The sequence below is a fragment of the Vibrio sp. A1-b2 genome, assembly GCF_021726015.1.
Taxonomy (GTDB): Bacteria; Pseudomonadota; Gammaproteobacteria; order Enterobacterales; family Vibrionaceae; genus Vibrio; species Vibrio diazotrophicus.
The window spans coordinates 713,840-731,771 of record NZ_JAKKCI010000001.1 but is presented as its reverse complement, the minus strand read 5'-3'; the positions used below and the strand labels follow the sequence as shown (position 1 = coordinate 731,771).

Below are 17,932 nucleotides of genomic sequence, written 5' to 3'. Positions count from 1 at the left end.
GATTTAATTTGTTGCTTAATTTTTATCTAAGCGACTTGTTCCAGTTTGGTTTTTGTCTTTTTTGCCGCAAGTTCCGCAGGTGCAAAGTCATCAACATTAATGGTGTACAAGCGGTGGCTTTCAGCCTCGATTAAAAGCTCTGCTTCTTGCTCATTGATGATCTTGTTAGCTAACCCTTCTGCTGCAATCTTATCGAGTTGAGTGAATGGGTAACGTTTATCAAGCGCTTTACATACTTTATCGAAAATAGGTTCCGCTTGCAGGATAACGCTTAGTGCCAGTTCAATGCGACCTGCTGGGTTATGTGCTGTAGGTGCTAAATACTGGTTGCGGCCAAGGCGTGTACGTGTTGCGCTTGGTGTTTGAAGTATTTGCGCCAGTTTGCTGTCCAGTTTGTCGTTTGGCCCTTTACGAACTCGACCAAAAGGCAGAATTAAGACACGTAACACTTTGCCGATCACTGGGTTCGGGAAGTTAGCAAGAAACTCATCTATCGCTACTTCCGTTTGTTTCAAGCTGTCTTGTAATCCCCAGTGAACCAATGGCAAATCCTCAACTGGACGATCATCGTTCTCAAAACGTTTCAGTGTTGCTGAGCTCATGTATAGCTGACTCAAAATATCACCCAGACGAGCAGATAAACGCTCTTTGCGCTTCAAAGAACCGCCCAAAACAGCCATAGATATGTCAGCTAAAAGCGCTAAGTTCGCACTGTAACGGTTTAGCTGCTGGTAGTAGCGTTGTGTTGCATCTTTAGTTGGCGAGTAAGAGCCGATACCATCGGTTAGACCTAACCAGATACTGCGAACTAAGTTGCTGGTGGTAAAACTAACGTGGCCTGCCAATGCGCTATCAAACAGCTCAACAGCATTCGAACTTTCAGAGTGAGCAGCTTCCATCTCTTTCAATACATAAGGATGGCAGCGAATCGCGCCCTGACCAAAGATGATCATTGAACGAGTCAGAATGTTTGCGCCTTCCACAGTAATTGCAATTGGTGAACCTTGATAACCTCTCGCCAAGAAGTTTGAAGGGCCTAAACAGATACCTTTACCGCCGACAATGTCCATAGCATCAATAATTGAACGTTGACCACGATGAGTACAGTGGTATTTCACAATTGCAGAAATTACCGATGGCTTCTCACCAAGGTCGATACCTGCAACGGTCAAATTACTTGCAGCGTCCATCACATACGCATTACCTGCCAAGCGTGCTAATGGCTCTTCAATACCTTCCATTTGACCGATAGGTTGTTTGAACTGACGACGAATACGCGCGTAAGCGCCAGTTGCCAAAGCCGCGCTTTTTGTACCGCCAGTTGAGTTTGACGGTAGAGTGATACCACGTCCAACCGAGAGACACTCAACCAACATTCTCCATCCTTGGCCTGCCATCTCTGGGCCACCGATAATGAAATCTAGCGGAACAAAGATGTCATTACCGCGAGTAGGACCATTCTGGAATGGAACGTTAAGCGGGAAGTGGCGGTTACCAATTTCCACACCTTTTAGATTGGTTGGGATAAGAGCACAAGTGATACCAATATTTTCTTTCTCACCAAGTAGGTGTTCTGGGTCTTGTAATTTGAAAGCTAATCCCAGAACGGTGGCGACTGGTGCAAGAGTAATATAGCGCTTGTTCCAAGTCAGTCTCATACCAAGAACTTCTTTGCCTTCCCACTGGCCTTTGCAGACAACGCCGAAATCCGGAATTGAACCAGCATCTGAACCTGCTTCTGGGCTGGTTAGTGCGAAACATGGGATCTCTTTACCTTGTGCAAGGCGAGGTAGGTAGTAGTCTTGCTGTTCTTTAGTACCGTAGTGTTGCAGCAGTTCACCCGGACCTAATGAGTTAGGTACGCCAACGGTTGAAGAAAGAACACCAGATACCCCAGTTAGCTTTTGAAGAACTAAAGATTGCGCATAAGCCGAAAACTCTAAGCCACCGTATTTTTTCTTAATGATCATGGCGAAGAATTTGTTGTCTTTCAGATACTGCCATACCTCTGGAGGAAGGTCGGCCAGTTCGTGAGTCACTTGATAGTCATTGACCATGGCACAGACTTTATTCACCGGGCCTTCAAGAAAAGCGCGTTCTTCTTCACTTAACTGCGGCGCAGGAATGTCGTGCAATTGCTGCCAGTTTGGTTTGCCTTTGAACAGCTCTGCTTCCCACCATACCGTACCTGCATCCAGCGCTTCTTTTTCTGTTTGCGACATAGCAGGAAGTACTTTTTTAAATACGGTTAACGCCTTTGCGCTAATGGCAGCTTGGCGAATAGAAGGAACAGTAAAAAGCGCGATTGCGGCCAAGTATAAGCTCCAGCCTACAATGCCCACAGGGCCGAATAGGGAGAGCATCAGCATAGTGATGGTGAGTGCCGCGAGTGATACAAATAATGAAGTTCTGTGATACAAGCAAGCGCCAAGTACTGCAAAGAACCCTAATGTTGAGAGCAAGATGTCCATGTTAATGTCCTTATAGTCATGCTGTTTGTTATTTCGAGTTTTCAGCATTCATTTTTATGAGCTTTCTGAAGTTGTTAAAAGTGGTCTAACCAGTAAAGTGTAAATGAATTATTAATAAAATGTAAAACCATTAAATGTTCAAAAAGTGATCTAAGTAGAGTGAATAGTCTAAAGTGTGCGCTCTGATTCGATTCCAGGGAGATGAAAATTGTTCTCATAGTGCAATTATTGAGGCTTATCTATCGACAGAATCACAGGTTTGGGTAAACTCAATAGTGTCCTAGCTCTCAAAGAAGAGAGTTCATCTGCAAGCAGATTTAAGAAGAGAATAACTATGTATCAGGATCTAATTAGAAGTGAACTAACAGAAGCGGCTGAAGTGTTGAACAAGTTTTTGAGTGACGATCATAACATCGCTCAAATTGAAGCTGCTGCTAAGCTTATTGCTGATTCATTCAAACAAGGCGGTAAAGTGCTGTCTTGTGGTAATGGTGGCTCACACTGTGACGCAATGCATTTTGCTGAAGAGTTAACAGGTCGTTACCGTGAAAACCGCCCTGGTTACCCTGGTATCGCTATTTCTGATCCAAGTCATCTGTCGTGCGTGAGTAACGACTTTGGTTATGATTTTGTTTTCTCTCGTTATGTTGAAGCGGTTGGCTCTGCTGGTGATGTGCTATTCGGTTTATCGACTTCTGGTAACTCTGGCAATATTTTAAAAGCAATCGAAGCTGCAAAAGCGAAAGGCATGAAGACTATCGCTCTTACTGGTAAAGACGGCGGCAAAATGGCAGGTATTGCGGATGTTGAAGTTCGCGTACCGCATTTTGGCTATGCTGATCGTATCCAAGAAGTACACATCAAAATTATCCACATCATTATTCAGCTTATTGAAAAAGAAATGGAATAAGTGATGTTTATCGAGCTGGTTTTTTATAACAAATAATAAAGGCCAGCTCGAAACATGATCGGTAGTCAGGAGTTTTAGGGTTGTAGTAGGAGAGAGAGTTAAGATGTGTGAATTGCTCGGAATGAGCGCCAATGTCCCGACTGATATTTGTTTTAGCTTTACTGGTTTGATTCAACGTGGTGGCAATACCGGACCACACAGAGATGGTTGGGGTATCACGTTTTATGAAGGTAAAGGCTTTCGAACATTTAAAGATCCCAATCCTAGTTACCAATCGAAGATTGCACAGTTAGTCCAGGAATACCCAATCAAAAGCTGCGCGGTGATAAGCCATATTCGCCAAGCTAATAGAGGCGGTGTCAATTTAGAGAATACGCACCCATTTACCCGTGAATTGTGGGGGCGCTATTGGACCTTTGCTCACAATGGACAACTCACCGATTACCAAGATTTGCCAACCGGTCGTCATCGTCCTGTCGGAGAAACCGACAGTGAAGCCGCATTTTGCTGGTTACTCGATAAGTTAGAGAATCGCTATCCTGAGCCACCGAAAGATATGCATGAGGTTTTTCGCTACATCTCTTTGCGTTGCGATGATCTGCGCGAGAAAGGTGTCTTTAATATGCTGTTGTCTGATGGTGAATATCTGATGACGTACTGCACCAATCATCTGTACTGGATCACTCGTCGAGCGCCATTTGGTCGAGCAGCTTTGCTTGATGAAGATATTGAAATCAACTTTCAGGAAGAAACGACACCGAATGATGTGGTTTCTGTGATTGCGACTCAACCTTTAACTGGAAATGAGCAGTGGCAAAGAATGAAGCCCGGTGAATTCAATATTTTCCACTATGGTGAACTGTTCGAAAGTAACAGTGCCGATTTATCCGATGTAGCATTTGCTGCGCCTAAGCCGGGAAACCAAGCGCCTACAGAGCCGCTTGAGTGAAAAGCTGAACATAAAAAACGAACATGAAAAAAGGGTTGATGCAGTATCAACCCTTTTTACTCGCTTTAAATCTAAGCGTTAACTAGCGTTTATTCGCTAGCATAACCGTGCATACCTAAAGGTTCACCGTCTAAAAACGCTTTACCTTCAATCATCTCAAGCCTGCCTTCAACGAACCATTGTGTTACCAGAGGGTAGATTCGGTATTCCTGAGTTTGAACTCGGTCTGTTAGCGTTTCAACAGTATCTTCATCGAAAATAGGTACTTTCGCTTGCAGAATGACAGGGCCGCCATCGAGTTGTTCTGTCACAAAATGAACACTGGTGCCATGTTCTTCATCACCCGCGTGGATAGCACGCTGGTAAGTATTCAGACCTGGGTACTTAGGTAATAGAGAAGGGTGAATATTGATCATTCGACCTAAGTAGTGACGTACAAATTCACTACTTAGGATTCGCATATAGCCCGCTAAAATTATAAGGTCAGGCTTATATTCATCAATTTGCTCCATCAGGGCATGGTCGTAAGCATCACGAGTCTCATACTCTTTTGGATCGACAAATACTGCCGCTGCACCTGCTTTTTTAGCTCGCTCTAAGCCATAAGCAGTTGCTTTATTCGAAAAAACAGCCGTTACTCTGCCTTCACTAATGCTTGACTCACAAGCATCGATGATCGCTTGTAAATTGGTACCATTTCCTGAAATTAAAACAACAATACTCTTCATGGATTAATTGATCTCTACTTGCTCTTCACCAGCTTGAGCTGCTGCAATTTCACCGATAACCCATGCGTTTTCGCCTTCTGCTTTTAGAAGGTTTACAGCGGCTTCAGCTTGATCTTGTGGAAGGGCAATGATTAGACCAACACCACAGTTAAATGTACGGTACATCTCGTGAGTATCTACGTTGCCTTTCTCTTGTAGCCATTTGAAGATTGCAGGCCATTCCCAGCTCTTACCATCAATAACTGCTTTGGTACCTTCAGGAAGTACACGAGGGATATTTTCCCAGAAGCCGCCGCCAGTGATGTGAGAAATAGCGTGAATGTCGTGTTCTGCGATCAGTTTAAGACCTGACTTGATGTAAATCTTAGTAGGCTCAAGAAGGTGTTCACCAATCGTTTTACCTTCAAGAAGTTCATTTTTGTCTGCAGCAGAAACTTCTAGGATTTTACGAACTAGAGAGTAACCGTTTGAGTGTGGACCACTAGAACCCACAGCAATCAGTGCATTACCCGCAGCAACTTTAGTACCGTCGATGATGTTTTCTTTTTCTACTACGCCGACACAGAAACCCGCTACGTCGTAATCTTCGCCTTCATACATTCCTGGCATTTCAGCTGTTTCACCACCGATTAGAGCACAGCCAGCTTGAACACAGCCATCAGCAATGCCAGAAACAACGTCAGCTGCTGTGTCTACGTCTAGCTTACCTGTTGCGTAGTAATCTAGGAAAAACAGTGGCTCAGCACCTTGTACAATCAGGTCGTTTACACACATAGCCACTAAGTCGATACCAATGGTGTCGTGCTTTTTCATATCCAAAGCAAGACGAAGTTTGGTACCAACACCATCTGTACCAGAAACAAGTACAGGTTGTTTGTATTTGGTTGGAAGCTCGCACAATGCACCAAAGCCACCAATGCCACCCATTACTTCAGGGCGACGAGTACGCTTTACAGCACCTTTAATTCGTTCAACAAGTGCATTGCCTGCATCGATATCTACGCCAGCATCTTTGTAGCTAAGTGAAGTCTTGTTACCGCTCACGGGGAAGTTCCTCGGTCTAATTGGATATGAAAACGGCGCTATTCTACAGGGCTTAAAACAAAAAGGAAAACGTTTGCGTCAGTTTTTTATCGCGATTTTTGGTCGGTAAAGTTGAAAAAATAGGTGTATAATCCCGAGGTTTATTTAAATTGTGCCGGAGATGGAAATGAAAGTTGTTGAAGTTAAACACCCTCTTGTTAAACATAAACTAGGCTTGATGAGAGAAGGTGATATCAGCACTAAGCGTTTTCGTGAGTTAGCGACGGAAGTCGGTAGTCTATTAACTTACGAAGCAACTGCAGACTTTGAAACTGAGAAAGTGACCATTAATGGTTGGAACGGTCCTGTAGCGGTAGACCAAATTAAGGGTAAAAAAGTGACTGTAGTTCCAATCCTACGTGCTGGCTTAGGCATGATGGATGGTGTTCTGGAGCATATCCCAAGCGCTCGTATCAGTGTTGTGGGTATTTACCGTGATGAAGAAACTCTAGAACCAGTACCATACTTCAACAAACTTGCTTCAAATATTGAAGAGCGTATTGCGCTAGTTGTTGACCCAATGCTGGCTACTGGCGGTTCAATGATCGCAACTATCGATCTGTTAAAAGAGAAAGGCTGTAACCAAATCAAGGTATTGGTTCTAGTTGCTGCACCAGAAGGTATTGAAGCGCTAGAAAAAGCTCACCCAGATGTTGAGCTTTACACTGCGGCGATTGATGAAAAACTGAATGACAAAGGTTACATCGTTCCGGGTCTTGGTGACGCAGGCGATAAGATTTTTGGTACTAAGTAACTTAAGTTATTGAAAATTAGGTTACTGAAAAGAAAAGGGAGCCTAGGCTCCCTTTTCTGTTTTTGTCTTTTCTGTTTTTACTGAAATTCTTACTTCTTCAAACCTAAGGTTCCACCGACTCTAGGTGTGTTTGATGGCTTATTGTTGCCTCTCGCACTTTGCTGATTCGGTTTGCTATGTTGAGGTTTACCTTGCTGAGCTCTGCCTTGGCTGTCACTTCTCGCTTTTCCTTTCTTTGAGTTTGGCGCATGGCGGAAGGTATCAGCATTGTGACCTTGATAAGTTTTGTCTTTAGAAGCGCTCGATCTCTGGTTTCTGCGAGCTTTTGATTCTCGGTTTTCTTCTCGGCTATCGAACAGTTTCGCATCTGTCGCTTTGCGGATATTGTGTCCTTTGGCGTCAACTTTTGAAGCTTCTTCAGTACCCGTAGAATCCTCACACATCGCCAGAATCTCTGCTACTTCAGCGTCAGTCAGATAGCGCCATTTTCCGTTTGGAATACCATCCAAAGAAATATTCATAATACGCACACGGCGCAGTTTAAATACTTCATACCCTAGGGCTTCACACATACGACGAATTTGACGGTTGAGACCTTGAGTCAGAACAATACGAAATGAAAACTTGGTCTCCATTTCCACTTTACATGGCAAGGTCACCGTATCGAGAATTCTGACACCAGTAGACATCTGCTTAATGAAATCCGGTGTGATTGGCTTATCGACACGAACCACGTACTCTTTTTCGTGATTATTGCCAGCGCGCAGGATCTTGTTGACGATGTCGCCATCGTTAGTCAGGAAAATCAAACCATCTGAAGGTTTATCTAAGCGCCCGATAGGGAAAATACGGCTCTTATGGCCGATAAAATCGACAATATTCCCCGGAACATCTCGTTCAGTCGTACAAGTGATACCAGTAGGTTTGTTGAGCGCGATATAGATAGGCTTTTCTTTGGTGCGAAGTGACTTGCCGTCAACCAGCACTTCATCGTCATCGGTGACTTTGGTACCCATCTCTGGAACCTTACCATTGATGGTCACTCGACCTTGGTCAATTAATTTGTCGGCTTCGCGACGAGAGCAGTAACCAGTTTCGCTTATGTATTTGTTTAGGCGTTTGCCTTCAGATTGTGACATGTTGTCTCCTGTAACGTTTCTCAACGGCTTTTTCTTTTGAAAACGAATCTATGTGTTCAAAAAACGAATGAGGGCGCATTCTAACAGGTATCTATGCTTAGCCAAGCCGTTTCTGGTGGCGCTCTCTGTTTTCGTTTTTCTTCTCAACGCTTTTCTTAAACAAGACATAAAGAGCGCCCGTGCCGCCGTGGAAGCGCTGTGCGCTATGAATACATTGCACTTCTTTCATTTGAGTTAACCAGTGCGCGACAAAACTTTTCATCAATGCGGGAGGATTAGAACGTTCTCCTTTGCCATGAACGATAATCACGGTTCTGACGTCCATTCGCATGCATTGATTAACGAAGGCTACCACTTCGTCACGTGCTTGTTTGAGTGTCTTGCGGTGTAAATCAAGGCGAGCCTGAATCGGGTACTTGCCCAAGCGCATTTTTTTGTAGACCCCGTCCTGAACGCCATCACGTTTAAACTCAACGTGGTCGTCTGGTTTTAGCATTGGAGCATGGTCGATAGAAAGATAATCAGGATCATTTTCTGAATGGGTAATGGCGGCTTCACGTTTAGCGAGTTGCGCCTCTGTAACCTGATAAGACTTACTAAGTTCAGCGGTATCTTGCTTGATCGGTTTTACATCACCCATCATTTGATGAAATAGTTCGAAATCATCTTGAGACTCGAAGTCATCGTTAGACATAGTGCTATCTCGAATTAATCATGGAATCTCGGAAGTATAACAATCAAGACTGCTCAAGCAACCTGTTCTGTTTGTGTAGTCAAAGCGCGTTTGTGATGTATCGCTGGGACAAGCTTGCAAGGAAGTCACTGAATTAGCCAAGGGATAGCCGATCAAGAGTCTAGCGAACAAAGTAGCTAGGTTGATTAGAAGCAAACAGTGGGCAATAAAAAACCGGAGCAGACAAGCGATCAACTCCGGTGCAAAGCGTGATTCTATTTAAAAATAGATGCTAAGCGATCTAGTGAGGAGATTTGTCATTCAGCACTTTGTAGATGAAATAGCTGCCATAAAATAGCATCAGCCCTATAGCGCCGAATATAACCAGCATTGAAGATAACCCAACTGCATTACCAAACAGGAGATCTAGCCATAAGTCCATAGTATTTCCTCCAGAAGTGCTTGAGACACTGCATAAGTTAAATTCTGGATAAAAAACCGACACTGATCTGGATCAATTGTGATTGATAGGTTGTGTGAATGTTTCTTTAGCTGTGTATCTGGTCACATTTTATGGTTTGTTGAGTGGTTTTTGAGCGAACGAACTGAATTTGAGAAAAAGTTAATTAAATGACTTGCGTAACGAAACAGAATCCGTAATATACGCCCCGTTCTCGGTGAATAGCGCAGCTTGGTAGCGCATCTGGTTTGGGACCAGAGGGTCGGGGGTTCGAATCCCTCTTCACCGACCATATTTAGAAGAAGGCTCTAGTCGAAAGACTGGAGCCTTTTTCGTTTTAGAGAATTTTAAGGATTCGAACAGAGTGGGGGTCGCCTGATGTTCAGAACTCGGCTCTTCACCGATCATATTTAGAAAGCTCAGCAGAAATGCTGGGCTTTTTTCGTCTTAGAGAATTTTAAGGATTCGAACAGAGTGGGGTTCGCCTGATGTTCAGAATTCGGCTCTTCACCGGTCATATTTAGAAAGCCCAGTAGAAATGCTGGGCTTTTTTCGTTTTGAGATACCAATAATCATTAAGAACTGGACTGCGTTAAAAGAACTCGCAGTTTGCTTTTTGGCTTCGGTTCCGCTGTGTGATTTTGAAACCTTTCTTTTCCAGTAGTTCAATAAAACTCTGTTGACCGATTAAGTGAAGCGCGCCAACAATCATGACATATTGACCTTTTGGATTAGGTAAGAACTTGCCTGAACTTATTTTATTGGCCCAATCTTGGTTGCGGTCAATTACAAAGGCTTGCTCCATTTCTGGTGACATCTCAGTTAGATGCATCATCTTTTCAAGGTTCAGTCTATCGCCCGCTTTCCAGCTCTCTATCATGCAGTGAGTCATGACTTCATTGCTTTCCCACTCGTCGATAATACTGACCAACAACTCTTTGCCGTCTTCTGGCTGACGGGTTAACAGATCAATCTGAAATTGCATCGTTTCTAAAGGTACCAATGGAACCTTAGTTTCTATCGCTTTCTGCATCAGATGAAGGTCGACACCATCTTTTGTTTCATAGCCGAGTTTTTGCAATTGTAAGAACTGAAGTGATAAAGCGGCACTCCATGGCGGAAGTGTATGGAATTGCTCAACATTCAGTCCAAACTCAGAGGCGATTTGATCAAGATTGAATAACTGCTCTTGAGAAAGAACTTGCGCTGCTTGCTTGGACGCTGGGGGATAGACGATTTGCTGTTGCTGGGTTGTGTCCGATTCGACAATCAACCCGTCACTGTTATTGAGTGCTTGGTAGATATCATCAGGTAATGGGAACATGGATGGTTCCCCTACATGCACAGAGCCGATAATGGTGAGGCTGACTTTGCCGTTTGTTGCGTTCCAGTACAAAGGTTCTGCATGAGCAGAAAAGATAACAAAAGGTAGCAACCAACGGAGCGTTTGAGTAATGCCAAACATGCTGTTTCCTATTCCAATTCTAAACTAGGATAAAAACCTTACTTTAGAAGAGATTAGCTTAGTTATACTCAGAACGCTCCATTTAATCGTTAATGACTACCTTCAATTGCGATTCACTATGTTTAATATTAATCGACTAGTGAAAGCGTGTTTTGACGAGTCGTAATCGGTTAGCATTACTCACTACGGTAATGGAAGACAGCGCCATAGCCGCCCCAGCCACTACTGGGCTGAGTAAAAATCCAAATGCTGGATAGAGCACACCCGCTGCAATAGGGATACCAAAGGTGTTATAAACAAACGCACCGAACAAGTTTTGCTTCATATTTTTAATGGTGGCTTGTGATAGTTCGATGGCGCTGACTACTGATAACGGTGATGAGTTTAACAGTGTCATTTGCGCGCTTTCTATCGCTACATCACTGCCGCTGCCCATTGCGATACCAATATTAGCTTGAGCAAGAGCAGGCGCGTCATTAATGCCATCACCTACCATAGCAACAATACGGTTTTGTTTTTGTAGCGCTTCAATATGCTGAGCTTTTTGGTCTGGCAACACCTGTGCAATGACTTGGCTTATGCCCAGTTTGCTGGCGATAGAATTCGCTACGCTTTGGTTATCACCTGTTAGCATCACGGTATGGATTCCCATCTCGTTAAGCGCCTGAATTGCTTGTGATGCACTTTCTTTTACAGGATCAGCTATCGCAAATAGACCAATCAGTTGTTTGTCGAGAGCAATCGCAACCGGTGTCCAAGCGTTTGATGAGAACTCATCAAGCGTCTGTTGTGCTTCTGCTAGATCGATGTCTAAAGACTGGAAGTAACCGACAGAACCAATATGTACTGTTTGGCCTTGATAATCTGCTTGAATGCCTTGGCCACGAGAGTTAACGAAGTTGTTAATCGTTGCTGCCGTGATTTCATTTTCTTTGGCATACAGACACACCGCTTTAGCTAAAGGATGTTCTGATTGTAATTCCAAGGCATAAGCGAGACTCAACACCTGTTGTTGGTCTGAATTAAAAGCCACAAGCTGTTGAACGCTCGGTTTTCCTTGAGTAAGAGTGCCTGTTTTATCAAACACAACCGTATTTATTTTGCTGGCAGATTGCAAAACGTTGGCATCTCGAATCAATATTCCCATTTCAGCCGCTTTACCTACGCCAACCGTTACAGACAAAGGTGTAGCCAGACCAAGCGCACAAGGACAAGCAATAATCAGTACTGTAGTTGCAATAACCAACATGTAGCTGACTTTCGGTTCAGGGCCAAACCAGTACCAAATTAGCGCAGAAAAAATAGCGATTAACACCACGGTCGGAACAAATACTGCCGAAATTTGGTCAGCCATTTTTGCGATGGCTGGTTTACTACTTTGAGCCTGACGAACCATCTTGATAATGCGCGAGAGCATGGTTTGCGAACCAATGCCAGTAGCTTCAATTAATAAGCTACCATCCTGATTGATGGTGCCTGCGGATACATGACTTGAAGCCGATTTATGTACAGGAATCGGTTCTCCGGTCAGCATGGATTCATCAACATACGAGCTGCCTTCTAATACCACACCATCTACCGGAGATTGTTCACCCGGTTTTACGCGCAAAGTCATCCCTTGTTTGATATCAGCGATAGCAATAGTTTGCTCTGTCGTCTTACCGTTATTGGTCACAACCAGAGTGGCTTGTTGTGGTTGCAAATTGATTAGAGCTTGCAGTGATTGCGTAGTTTTGGCTTTGGCTTTTGCTTCGATGTAATGACCGAGAGAAATCAAACCGATGATCATTGCTGTCGCTTCAAAATAAACGTGACGAGCATTATCTGGGAACCAGTTTGGCGCAATGACGACTAATGTTGAATAGAACCAAGCCGCACCCGTGCCCAAGGCAACGAGTGTATCCATAGTGGCACGGCGGTGAGTTAATGCTTGCCATGCGCTGGTGAAAAATCCTTTCCCTGCGGTAGATAAAAGTGCAAGACACAGTAATCCCACCACACCCCAAGCCATTTGGTCGCCGGTGGTTTGGATCATCATGTTGCCACCGAATACACCCCAAGCCATTAAAGGCACACCCATGACTAAACCAAGAAACGCATTACGTTTATGTTCTTTCTGGATATTGTCTAAATTGAGTTGTTGTTTCTTTTGTTGCTCGGCTGGGTCATCGACCCATTCAGCCTGATATCCCGCTTGGCTGACCGCTGCCACCAATGCCGATGTGACATCTTGATTTGAAATGACTAAAGCACTTTGTTCAGCCAGATTGACCTGCGCTTTTTCTACTCCAGGAACGGAAAGCAAGGATTTCTCGACGGATGAAACACAGCTTGCACACGTCATACCTTTAATCAGTAAGTGAGTATTTACTAAATCATCAGCTTGGGTTGGTGTTAGCTCAGCAGGTTCTGGTTCAACCGATGTTGGTTCTTCAGTTGCGACTTTGGGCTCAGCAATTTTTTCTTGCTGAGCAGGCTCATCTGCGGTTACTTCAATTTGTTCCTCTTCAACTTGAGGGGTGTTGATAAGAGTTGCCTCGTAACCAACTTCCACCACTCGGTTAATAATTTCTTCGTGTGAGCTTGAAGTAATCAGTGATAAAGACTCTTTAGAAACATTCAGACGAGCAATATCGTCAAAGGTCTGCAAATGCTTAGTGAGCTTATTTACACAATTGCCGCAGTTTAACCCTTGCAGACTAAATTGCAGGGTGTTGCCTGCGTGATAGCCCAGCGATTCTATACTGTCGATGACCTTTTCGAGCGGAGAATTGACATCCAACTCGATAAAAGTGGGTGATAGGGTTTGAATTTCAACCGTAAAATCAGTGTTGAGCTGACGTTCAACTTTTCGTGCGCAGCCCATGCAATTCAAGCCTGATAAAGGTAATGCGTAATGGCCCATTTTCTTTTCCTCCAATCGACAGTAAGAAAAGCATAAACCTTGACCTAAAGGTAAGGTCAAGCTGTGTGGCGAAATAATAAACGTCGTTTGTTACTCGTCTATCTCAAACGAGGTTGAATATGAATTAATCTTCCATTGTGGAATTAGTCATCAATGGTAAAATGGCGCCAAATTTTATCCTTTCAGTCGCAGTGGCTTAATGTGCCACTGTTGTTTTTATATCTAAGGAAGTCAAATGACGGTTAAAACTCGTTTTGCCCCAAGTCCTACGGGCTATCTTCACGTTGGTGGTGCACGTACAGCACTTTACTCTTGGTTATACGCAAAAAGCCAAGGTGGTGAATTTGTTCTACGTATCGAAGACACTGACCTTGAACGTTCTACTCAAGCAGCAGTAGATGCGATTCTTGAAGGTATGAGTTGGTTAGGTTTGGAATGGGATGAAGGTCCTTACTACCAAACAAAACGTTTTGATCGTTATAACGAAGTGGTCGATCAACTTCTAGCTCAAGATAAAGCTTACAAATGTTATGCGTCTAAAGAGCTTCTCGACGAGATCCGTGCTGAGCAAGAAGCGAACAAAGAGATGGCTCGTTACGATGCGAACCACCCTAAAATCAAAGCGGTGAATGAAGCAGCGAAAGAGGGTGATCCTTGCGTTATTCGTTTCCGTAATCCGAAAGAAGGCAGCGTAGTATTTGATGACCAGATCCGTGGCCGTATCGAAATTCGTAACGACCAACTTGATGATCTGATTATCCGCCGTACTGATGGTTCTCCAACTTACAACTTCTGTGTTGTGGTTGACGATATTGATATGGGCATTACTCACGTTATTCGTGGTGAAGACCATATCAACAACACGCCTCGTCAAATTAACATTTACGAAGCGATTGGCGCGAAAGTTCCAACGTTTGCTCACTGTGCAATGATCCTAGGCGACGATGGCGCTAAGCTGTCTAAACGTCATGGCGCGGTATCTGTAATGCAATACCGTGACGAAGGCTACTTGCCTGAAGCATTGATCAACTACCTAGTTCGTTTAGGTTGGGGTCATGGCGACCAAGAGATCTTTACTCAAGAAGAAATGATTAATTTGTTTAGTCTGAATGCGATTTCTAAATCAGCATCGGCTTTCAATACTGACAAACTACTTTGGTTGAACAACCACTATATCAAATCTTCTGATCCTGAGTATGTGGCGAAGCACCTAGAATGGCACTTTGACAACCAAGGTATCAACAAAGACAACGGTCCTGCATTAGCAGATATCGTGAGTCTTGTTGGTGAGCGTTGCCATACACTTGTTGAACTCGCTCAGCAGTCTCGCTACTTCTATGAAGATTTCTCTGAGTTTGAAGAAGGCGCGGCTAAGAAGCACCTGCGTGGCGTGGCAAAAGAGCCTCTAGCGCTTGCACTAAGCAAACTTGAAGCTTTGACTGAGTGGACAACAGAAGCACTGCACCAAGTGATTGAACAAGTATGTGCAGAACTTGAAATTGGTATGGGCAAAATTGGTATGCCTCTACGTGTAGCAGTCACTGGCGGCGGTCAATCACCTTCTGTAGATGCGGTAATGCAGCTAATTGGCCAAGAGCGTGTTATCGCACGTATCAAGATGGCTCTGGCATTTATCGAAGAGCGTGAAGCTAACGCACAATAAGCTATTTATTGAGTGATGAAAAAGCTGTGGTGTAACAACCACAGCTTTTTTGTTTTCTGGCGTTCGGGAATTTGTTGAGACAGCAATGAGTTACTCGGTTTCAATGAGATTATTTCAAATCAATACTGCTCAAACGTCCCATATAAATAAGAATATCCAAACAGTCTTTATGGGCTTCCAATAGCGCTTTTTTCGTTTTGGTATAAGCGGCGAGTTTGCCGTGTTTATTGATAGAGCAAACCACACTCTTGAAGGTGCATTTGCCTTTGTTGTCATAATCGCGCCAAGCGGCAATATAGCAAGCATCTCGGCTATCTGGGTTATCGCTTGTCGGACGTGGCTTATAGATGATTTTGGGCTCTAAACTATGAGGTAAACGAGTCATCAGATAAGGATCTTTCAATATACGTCGCCAATGCTTGCCCCACATTTCTCTGCCTAATTCATTTCGTAGTTTAATCGCCTTTTTCAGCCCCTTGGTTTCTCCTAGACGTATGTAACCGACCGATCTGTGGAGAACACTGTCATCGGGAGTGTGAATATGAATTTTATAAGCCGTTTTAGCTTTAGAGATAAATCGGTGGCCAGTATTGGTTTCTAGGTTACTTTTCTTCATAGGCTAGCGGTTTCCCTTACAACTTGATGGGTTCAAGGTGGTGGATTTCTTATCCCAACAACAGAACTTAGACGTGCCGAGTGTTAGAAAAGTTTACCAACCACCCAAAAGCAGCAAGTGCCTTGGGTTATCAACATTTTTGTTAATAGTAATTTTAGATTAAATCCCGGATAAGGAGAATAAAGAGTCTAGTTGAATGTTAATTTTTTATATCAAAATTGAGTCAGGATTCTGCGAGATAAAACTTTCGTCTTTTATCTGCAACAACGTTGAATGGTTTTCAGAATATCTACTACGTTTATAGTTGATGAACAACATGTCGCTTATGTAACAGCTATGACGCAAGGTTAATGTTTGTCACATTTTCCAACGTTTACCACATCGAACGTCTTATCGTAACTATAGTGTAATTATTGTGTAACTTATTACTAAGGAGTGAGCAATCAGAGGCTCGAAAGAATACACGTAATAAGAAGTTGTCAGTTTTTTATAATAAGAATGAGCAAGTAAGGACGCAATTGGCTATGTCTACTCATAAAGGAAAAGAAGTGACCTTCTCCCAATCGGAGTTCTTGGTCTCAACAACGGATACAAACAGTATCATCACTTATGCTAACGATGAGTTCTGCCGAGTGGCGGGTTTTACCGCTGAAGAACTGATTGGCAAACCTCATAACATCGTTCGTCACCCTGATATGCCTAAAGCGGCTTTCGCAGATATGTGGGGGCAGCTAAAAAAAGGCAACAGTTGGCGAGGAATGGTAAAAAACCGCTGTAAGAATGGAGACTACTATTGGGTAGACGCATTCGTTACTCCTATTTACGACAAAGATAAAATTATTGGTTATCAGTCTGTTCGACATTGTCCGTCGCGCAAAGATATAGCCTCTGCTGAGAGGTTGTATAAGAGAATTAATAATGGAAAGAAACCATTCCCTGTCACTGAACACATTTTATTTCAGAGAGCCGTCGCGGCGATAGTCGCAATAGCTTTGTTGGGCAGCGCATATTGGATAGCCGGAATGACAATGTTTGCATTAGTTTTGGCAGCGTTAGTCATTTTCGGCGGTCTATTCTTTGATGAAATCATCAAATTGCCAACCTTGATTCATAAACAAGCAGATATAGTCAATAGCCCTTCACGTGTGGTGTTTTGTGGAACGGGGCTAAGCGGAAAGGTTGCTTACAATGTGGATATTCAATTAGCCAAAATTAGGACAATCTTGGGAAGAAGTTTGGATTCTGGTAAGGCATTAGTGAACATTTCAGAGCAGCTAAAATCAACCAGTGAATCATCCCTACAAAGTTTGAAAGCAGAGAGTGAGCTTTTAGAGCAGCTATCTACTGCGGCCACGCAAATGAACGCGTCAATACAAGAAGTAAACAGCGCAACTTTAGATACTCGTGATTACGTGCGGGAAGTCAAAGCTAAGTGCGGTAATGCGGCAGATACGTTAACAAGGAACGGTGAGAACCTGAATGAGTTGTCGGAAGATATTGGCGCGGCAGCTCAGAGCTTGCTTCAATTGGTAGAAGATACCAATAAAATTTCTGGTGTTATGGCCGAAATTCAAGGGATTGCAGATCAAACCAACTTATTGGCATTGAATGCGGCAATAGAAGCGGCGAGGGCGGGAGAGCAAGGTCGAGGTTTTGCCGTTGTTGCTGATGAAGTGCGAACCTTGGCCGGAAGAACTCAACTTGCCACACAGAATATTCAGAGTTCAGTAACCAATCTTCAGAACTCAATGCAAACGTGGCAAAAATCCATGATAACCAACCAAGATAAATCGCAACGGTGTAATACTGAGGCCCAAAGTGTCCAGTCTATTATGTCTAGTGTGATTGATATGATGTCGTTACTTGAGGACAAATCTATTCAGATTGCGTCAGCCATGGAAGAGCAAAGTGCGGTTACTGCTGAAATCAGCCAAAACGTTCACCATGTACAAGCGGTATCTAATCAAAACGTCGATTTAGTTGGGCAGGCAAGCGAGAATGCATGTGAAGCACATATAAGTGCAAATAACATTAATGCGTTAAGTTGCAACTTCCGTTAGTTTTCCGACGACTAAGCACTCTAAAACAAAAAAGACTAACTCATCATGATTAGTCT

Annotated in this window: 14 protein-coding genes and 1 tRNA gene; 6 read left to right on the top strand and 9 right to left on the bottom strand. The window is 43.5% G+C overall.

Annotated features, from left to right (window positions below; translation table 11 throughout):
* Positions 1-26: 26 nt before the first annotated feature.
* Positions 27-2,471, bottom strand: a complete 2,445-nt coding sequence (fadE, locus tag L3V23_RS03365) for an acyl-CoA dehydrogenase FadE (RefSeq protein ID WP_237291909.1) — start codon at positions 2,469-2,471, stop codon at positions 27-29.
* A gap of 334 nt (positions 2,472-2,805) precedes the next feature.
* On the opposite strand from fadE, the gene lpcA reads away from it, so the two are divergent.
* Positions 2,806-3,381, top strand: a complete 576-nt coding sequence (gene lpcA / locus L3V23_RS03360; RefSeq protein WP_042480066.1) for a D-sedoheptulose 7-phosphate isomerase — start codon at positions 2,806-2,808, stop codon at positions 3,379-3,381.
* Between the two features lie 103 nt (positions 3,382-3,484).
* Entirely contained in the window at positions 3,485-4,330 is an 846-nt protein-coding gene (locus tag L3V23_RS03355; protein ID WP_102966153.1) for a class II glutamine amidotransferase, read from the top strand.
* 89 nt (positions 4,331-4,419) lie between these two features.
* On the opposite strand, the gene purN is transcribed toward L3V23_RS03355, so the two are convergent.
* Complete coding sequence (purN, locus tag L3V23_RS03350) at positions 4,420-5,058, bottom strand: phosphoribosylglycinamide formyltransferase (protein ID WP_042480060.1); 639 nt, start codon at positions 5,056-5,058, stop codon at positions 4,420-4,422.
* Positions 5,059-5,061: 3 nt separating this feature from the next.
* Positions 5,062-6,102, bottom strand: a complete 1,041-nt coding sequence (gene purM / locus L3V23_RS03345; RefSeq protein ID WP_042480059.1) for a phosphoribosylformylglycinamidine cyclo-ligase — start codon at positions 6,100-6,102, stop codon at positions 5,062-5,064.
* A 166-nt stretch (positions 6,103-6,268) separates the two neighbouring features.
* On the opposite strand from purM, the gene upp reads away from it, so the two are divergent.
* The gene (gene upp / locus L3V23_RS03340) at positions 6,269-6,895 is read left to right on the top strand and encodes a uracil phosphoribosyltransferase (RefSeq protein WP_042480745.1); all 627 of its coding nucleotides are present in this window, start codon (positions 6,269-6,271) and stop codon (positions 6,893-6,895) included.
* A gap of 89 nt (positions 6,896-6,984) precedes the next feature.
* On the opposite strand, the gene rluF is transcribed toward upp, so the two are convergent.
* The 3 genes from rluF to L3V23_RS03325 all read right to left on the bottom strand — a co-directional run bounded on the left by rluF (position 6,985) and on the right by L3V23_RS03325 (position 9,149).
* Positions 6,985-8,034 (bottom strand): 23S rRNA pseudouridine(2604) synthase RluF, encoded by a 1,050-nt coding sequence (gene rluF / locus L3V23_RS03335; RefSeq protein WP_102966155.1) that lies wholly within the window; start codon positions 8,032-8,034, stop codon positions 6,985-6,987.
* A gap of 97 nt (positions 8,035-8,131) precedes the next feature.
* Positions 8,132-8,728 (bottom strand): DNA endonuclease SmrA, encoded by a 597-nt coding sequence (smrA, locus tag L3V23_RS03330; protein ID WP_102966156.1) that lies wholly within the window; start codon positions 8,726-8,728, stop codon positions 8,132-8,134.
* A 280-nt stretch (positions 8,729-9,008) separates the two neighbouring features.
* Complete coding sequence (locus L3V23_RS03325; RefSeq protein ID WP_042480052.1) at positions 9,009-9,149, bottom strand: DUF3149 domain-containing protein; 141 nt, start codon at positions 9,147-9,149, stop codon at positions 9,009-9,011.
* Between the two features lie 233 nt (positions 9,150-9,382).
* Between L3V23_RS03325 and L3V23_RS03320 the strand changes: the two genes are divergently transcribed.
* Positions 9,383-9,459, top strand: a tRNA-Pro gene (locus tag L3V23_RS03320).
* Between the two features lie 300 nt (positions 9,460-9,759).
* Here the strand turns inward: L3V23_RS03320 and L3V23_RS03315 are convergent.
* Together L3V23_RS03315 and L3V23_RS03310 are read right to left on the bottom strand one after the other, a co-directional pair.
* The gene (locus L3V23_RS03315) at positions 9,760-10,632 is read right to left on the bottom strand and encodes a TraB/GumN family protein (protein ID WP_102963827.1); all 873 of its coding nucleotides are present in this window, start codon (positions 10,630-10,632) and stop codon (positions 9,760-9,762) included.
* Positions 10,633-10,768: 136 nt separating this feature from the next.
* Complete coding sequence (locus L3V23_RS03310) at positions 10,769-13,537, bottom strand: heavy metal translocating P-type ATPase (RefSeq protein ID WP_237291908.1); 2,769 nt, start codon at positions 13,535-13,537, stop codon at positions 10,769-10,771.
* Positions 13,538-13,772: 235 nt separating this feature from the next.
* Here L3V23_RS03310 and gltX point away from each other — a divergent pair, with 235 nt between their 5' ends.
* A complete protein-coding gene (gene gltX / locus L3V23_RS03305; protein WP_237291907.1) occupies positions 13,773-15,200 on the top strand; it encodes a glutamate--tRNA ligase in 1,428 nt (475 codons plus the stop codon).
* 109 nt (positions 15,201-15,309) lie between these two features.
* On the opposite strand, the gene L3V23_RS03300 is transcribed toward gltX, so the two are convergent.
* Entirely contained in the window at positions 15,310-15,816 is a 507-nt protein-coding gene (locus L3V23_RS03300) for a Fe3+-citrate ABC transporter substrate-binding protein (protein ID WP_042480042.1), read from the bottom strand.
* A 524-nt stretch (positions 15,817-16,340) separates the two neighbouring features.
* Here L3V23_RS03300 and L3V23_RS03295 point away from each other — a divergent pair.
* Positions 16,341-17,876 carry a PAS domain-containing methyl-accepting chemotaxis protein gene (locus tag L3V23_RS03295; RefSeq protein ID WP_042480039.1) on the top strand — a complete coding sequence of 512 codons (1,536 nt, stop codon included), beginning with the start codon at positions 16,341-16,343 and terminating at the stop codon, positions 17,874-17,876.
* Positions 17,877-17,932 lie beyond the last annotated feature (56 nt).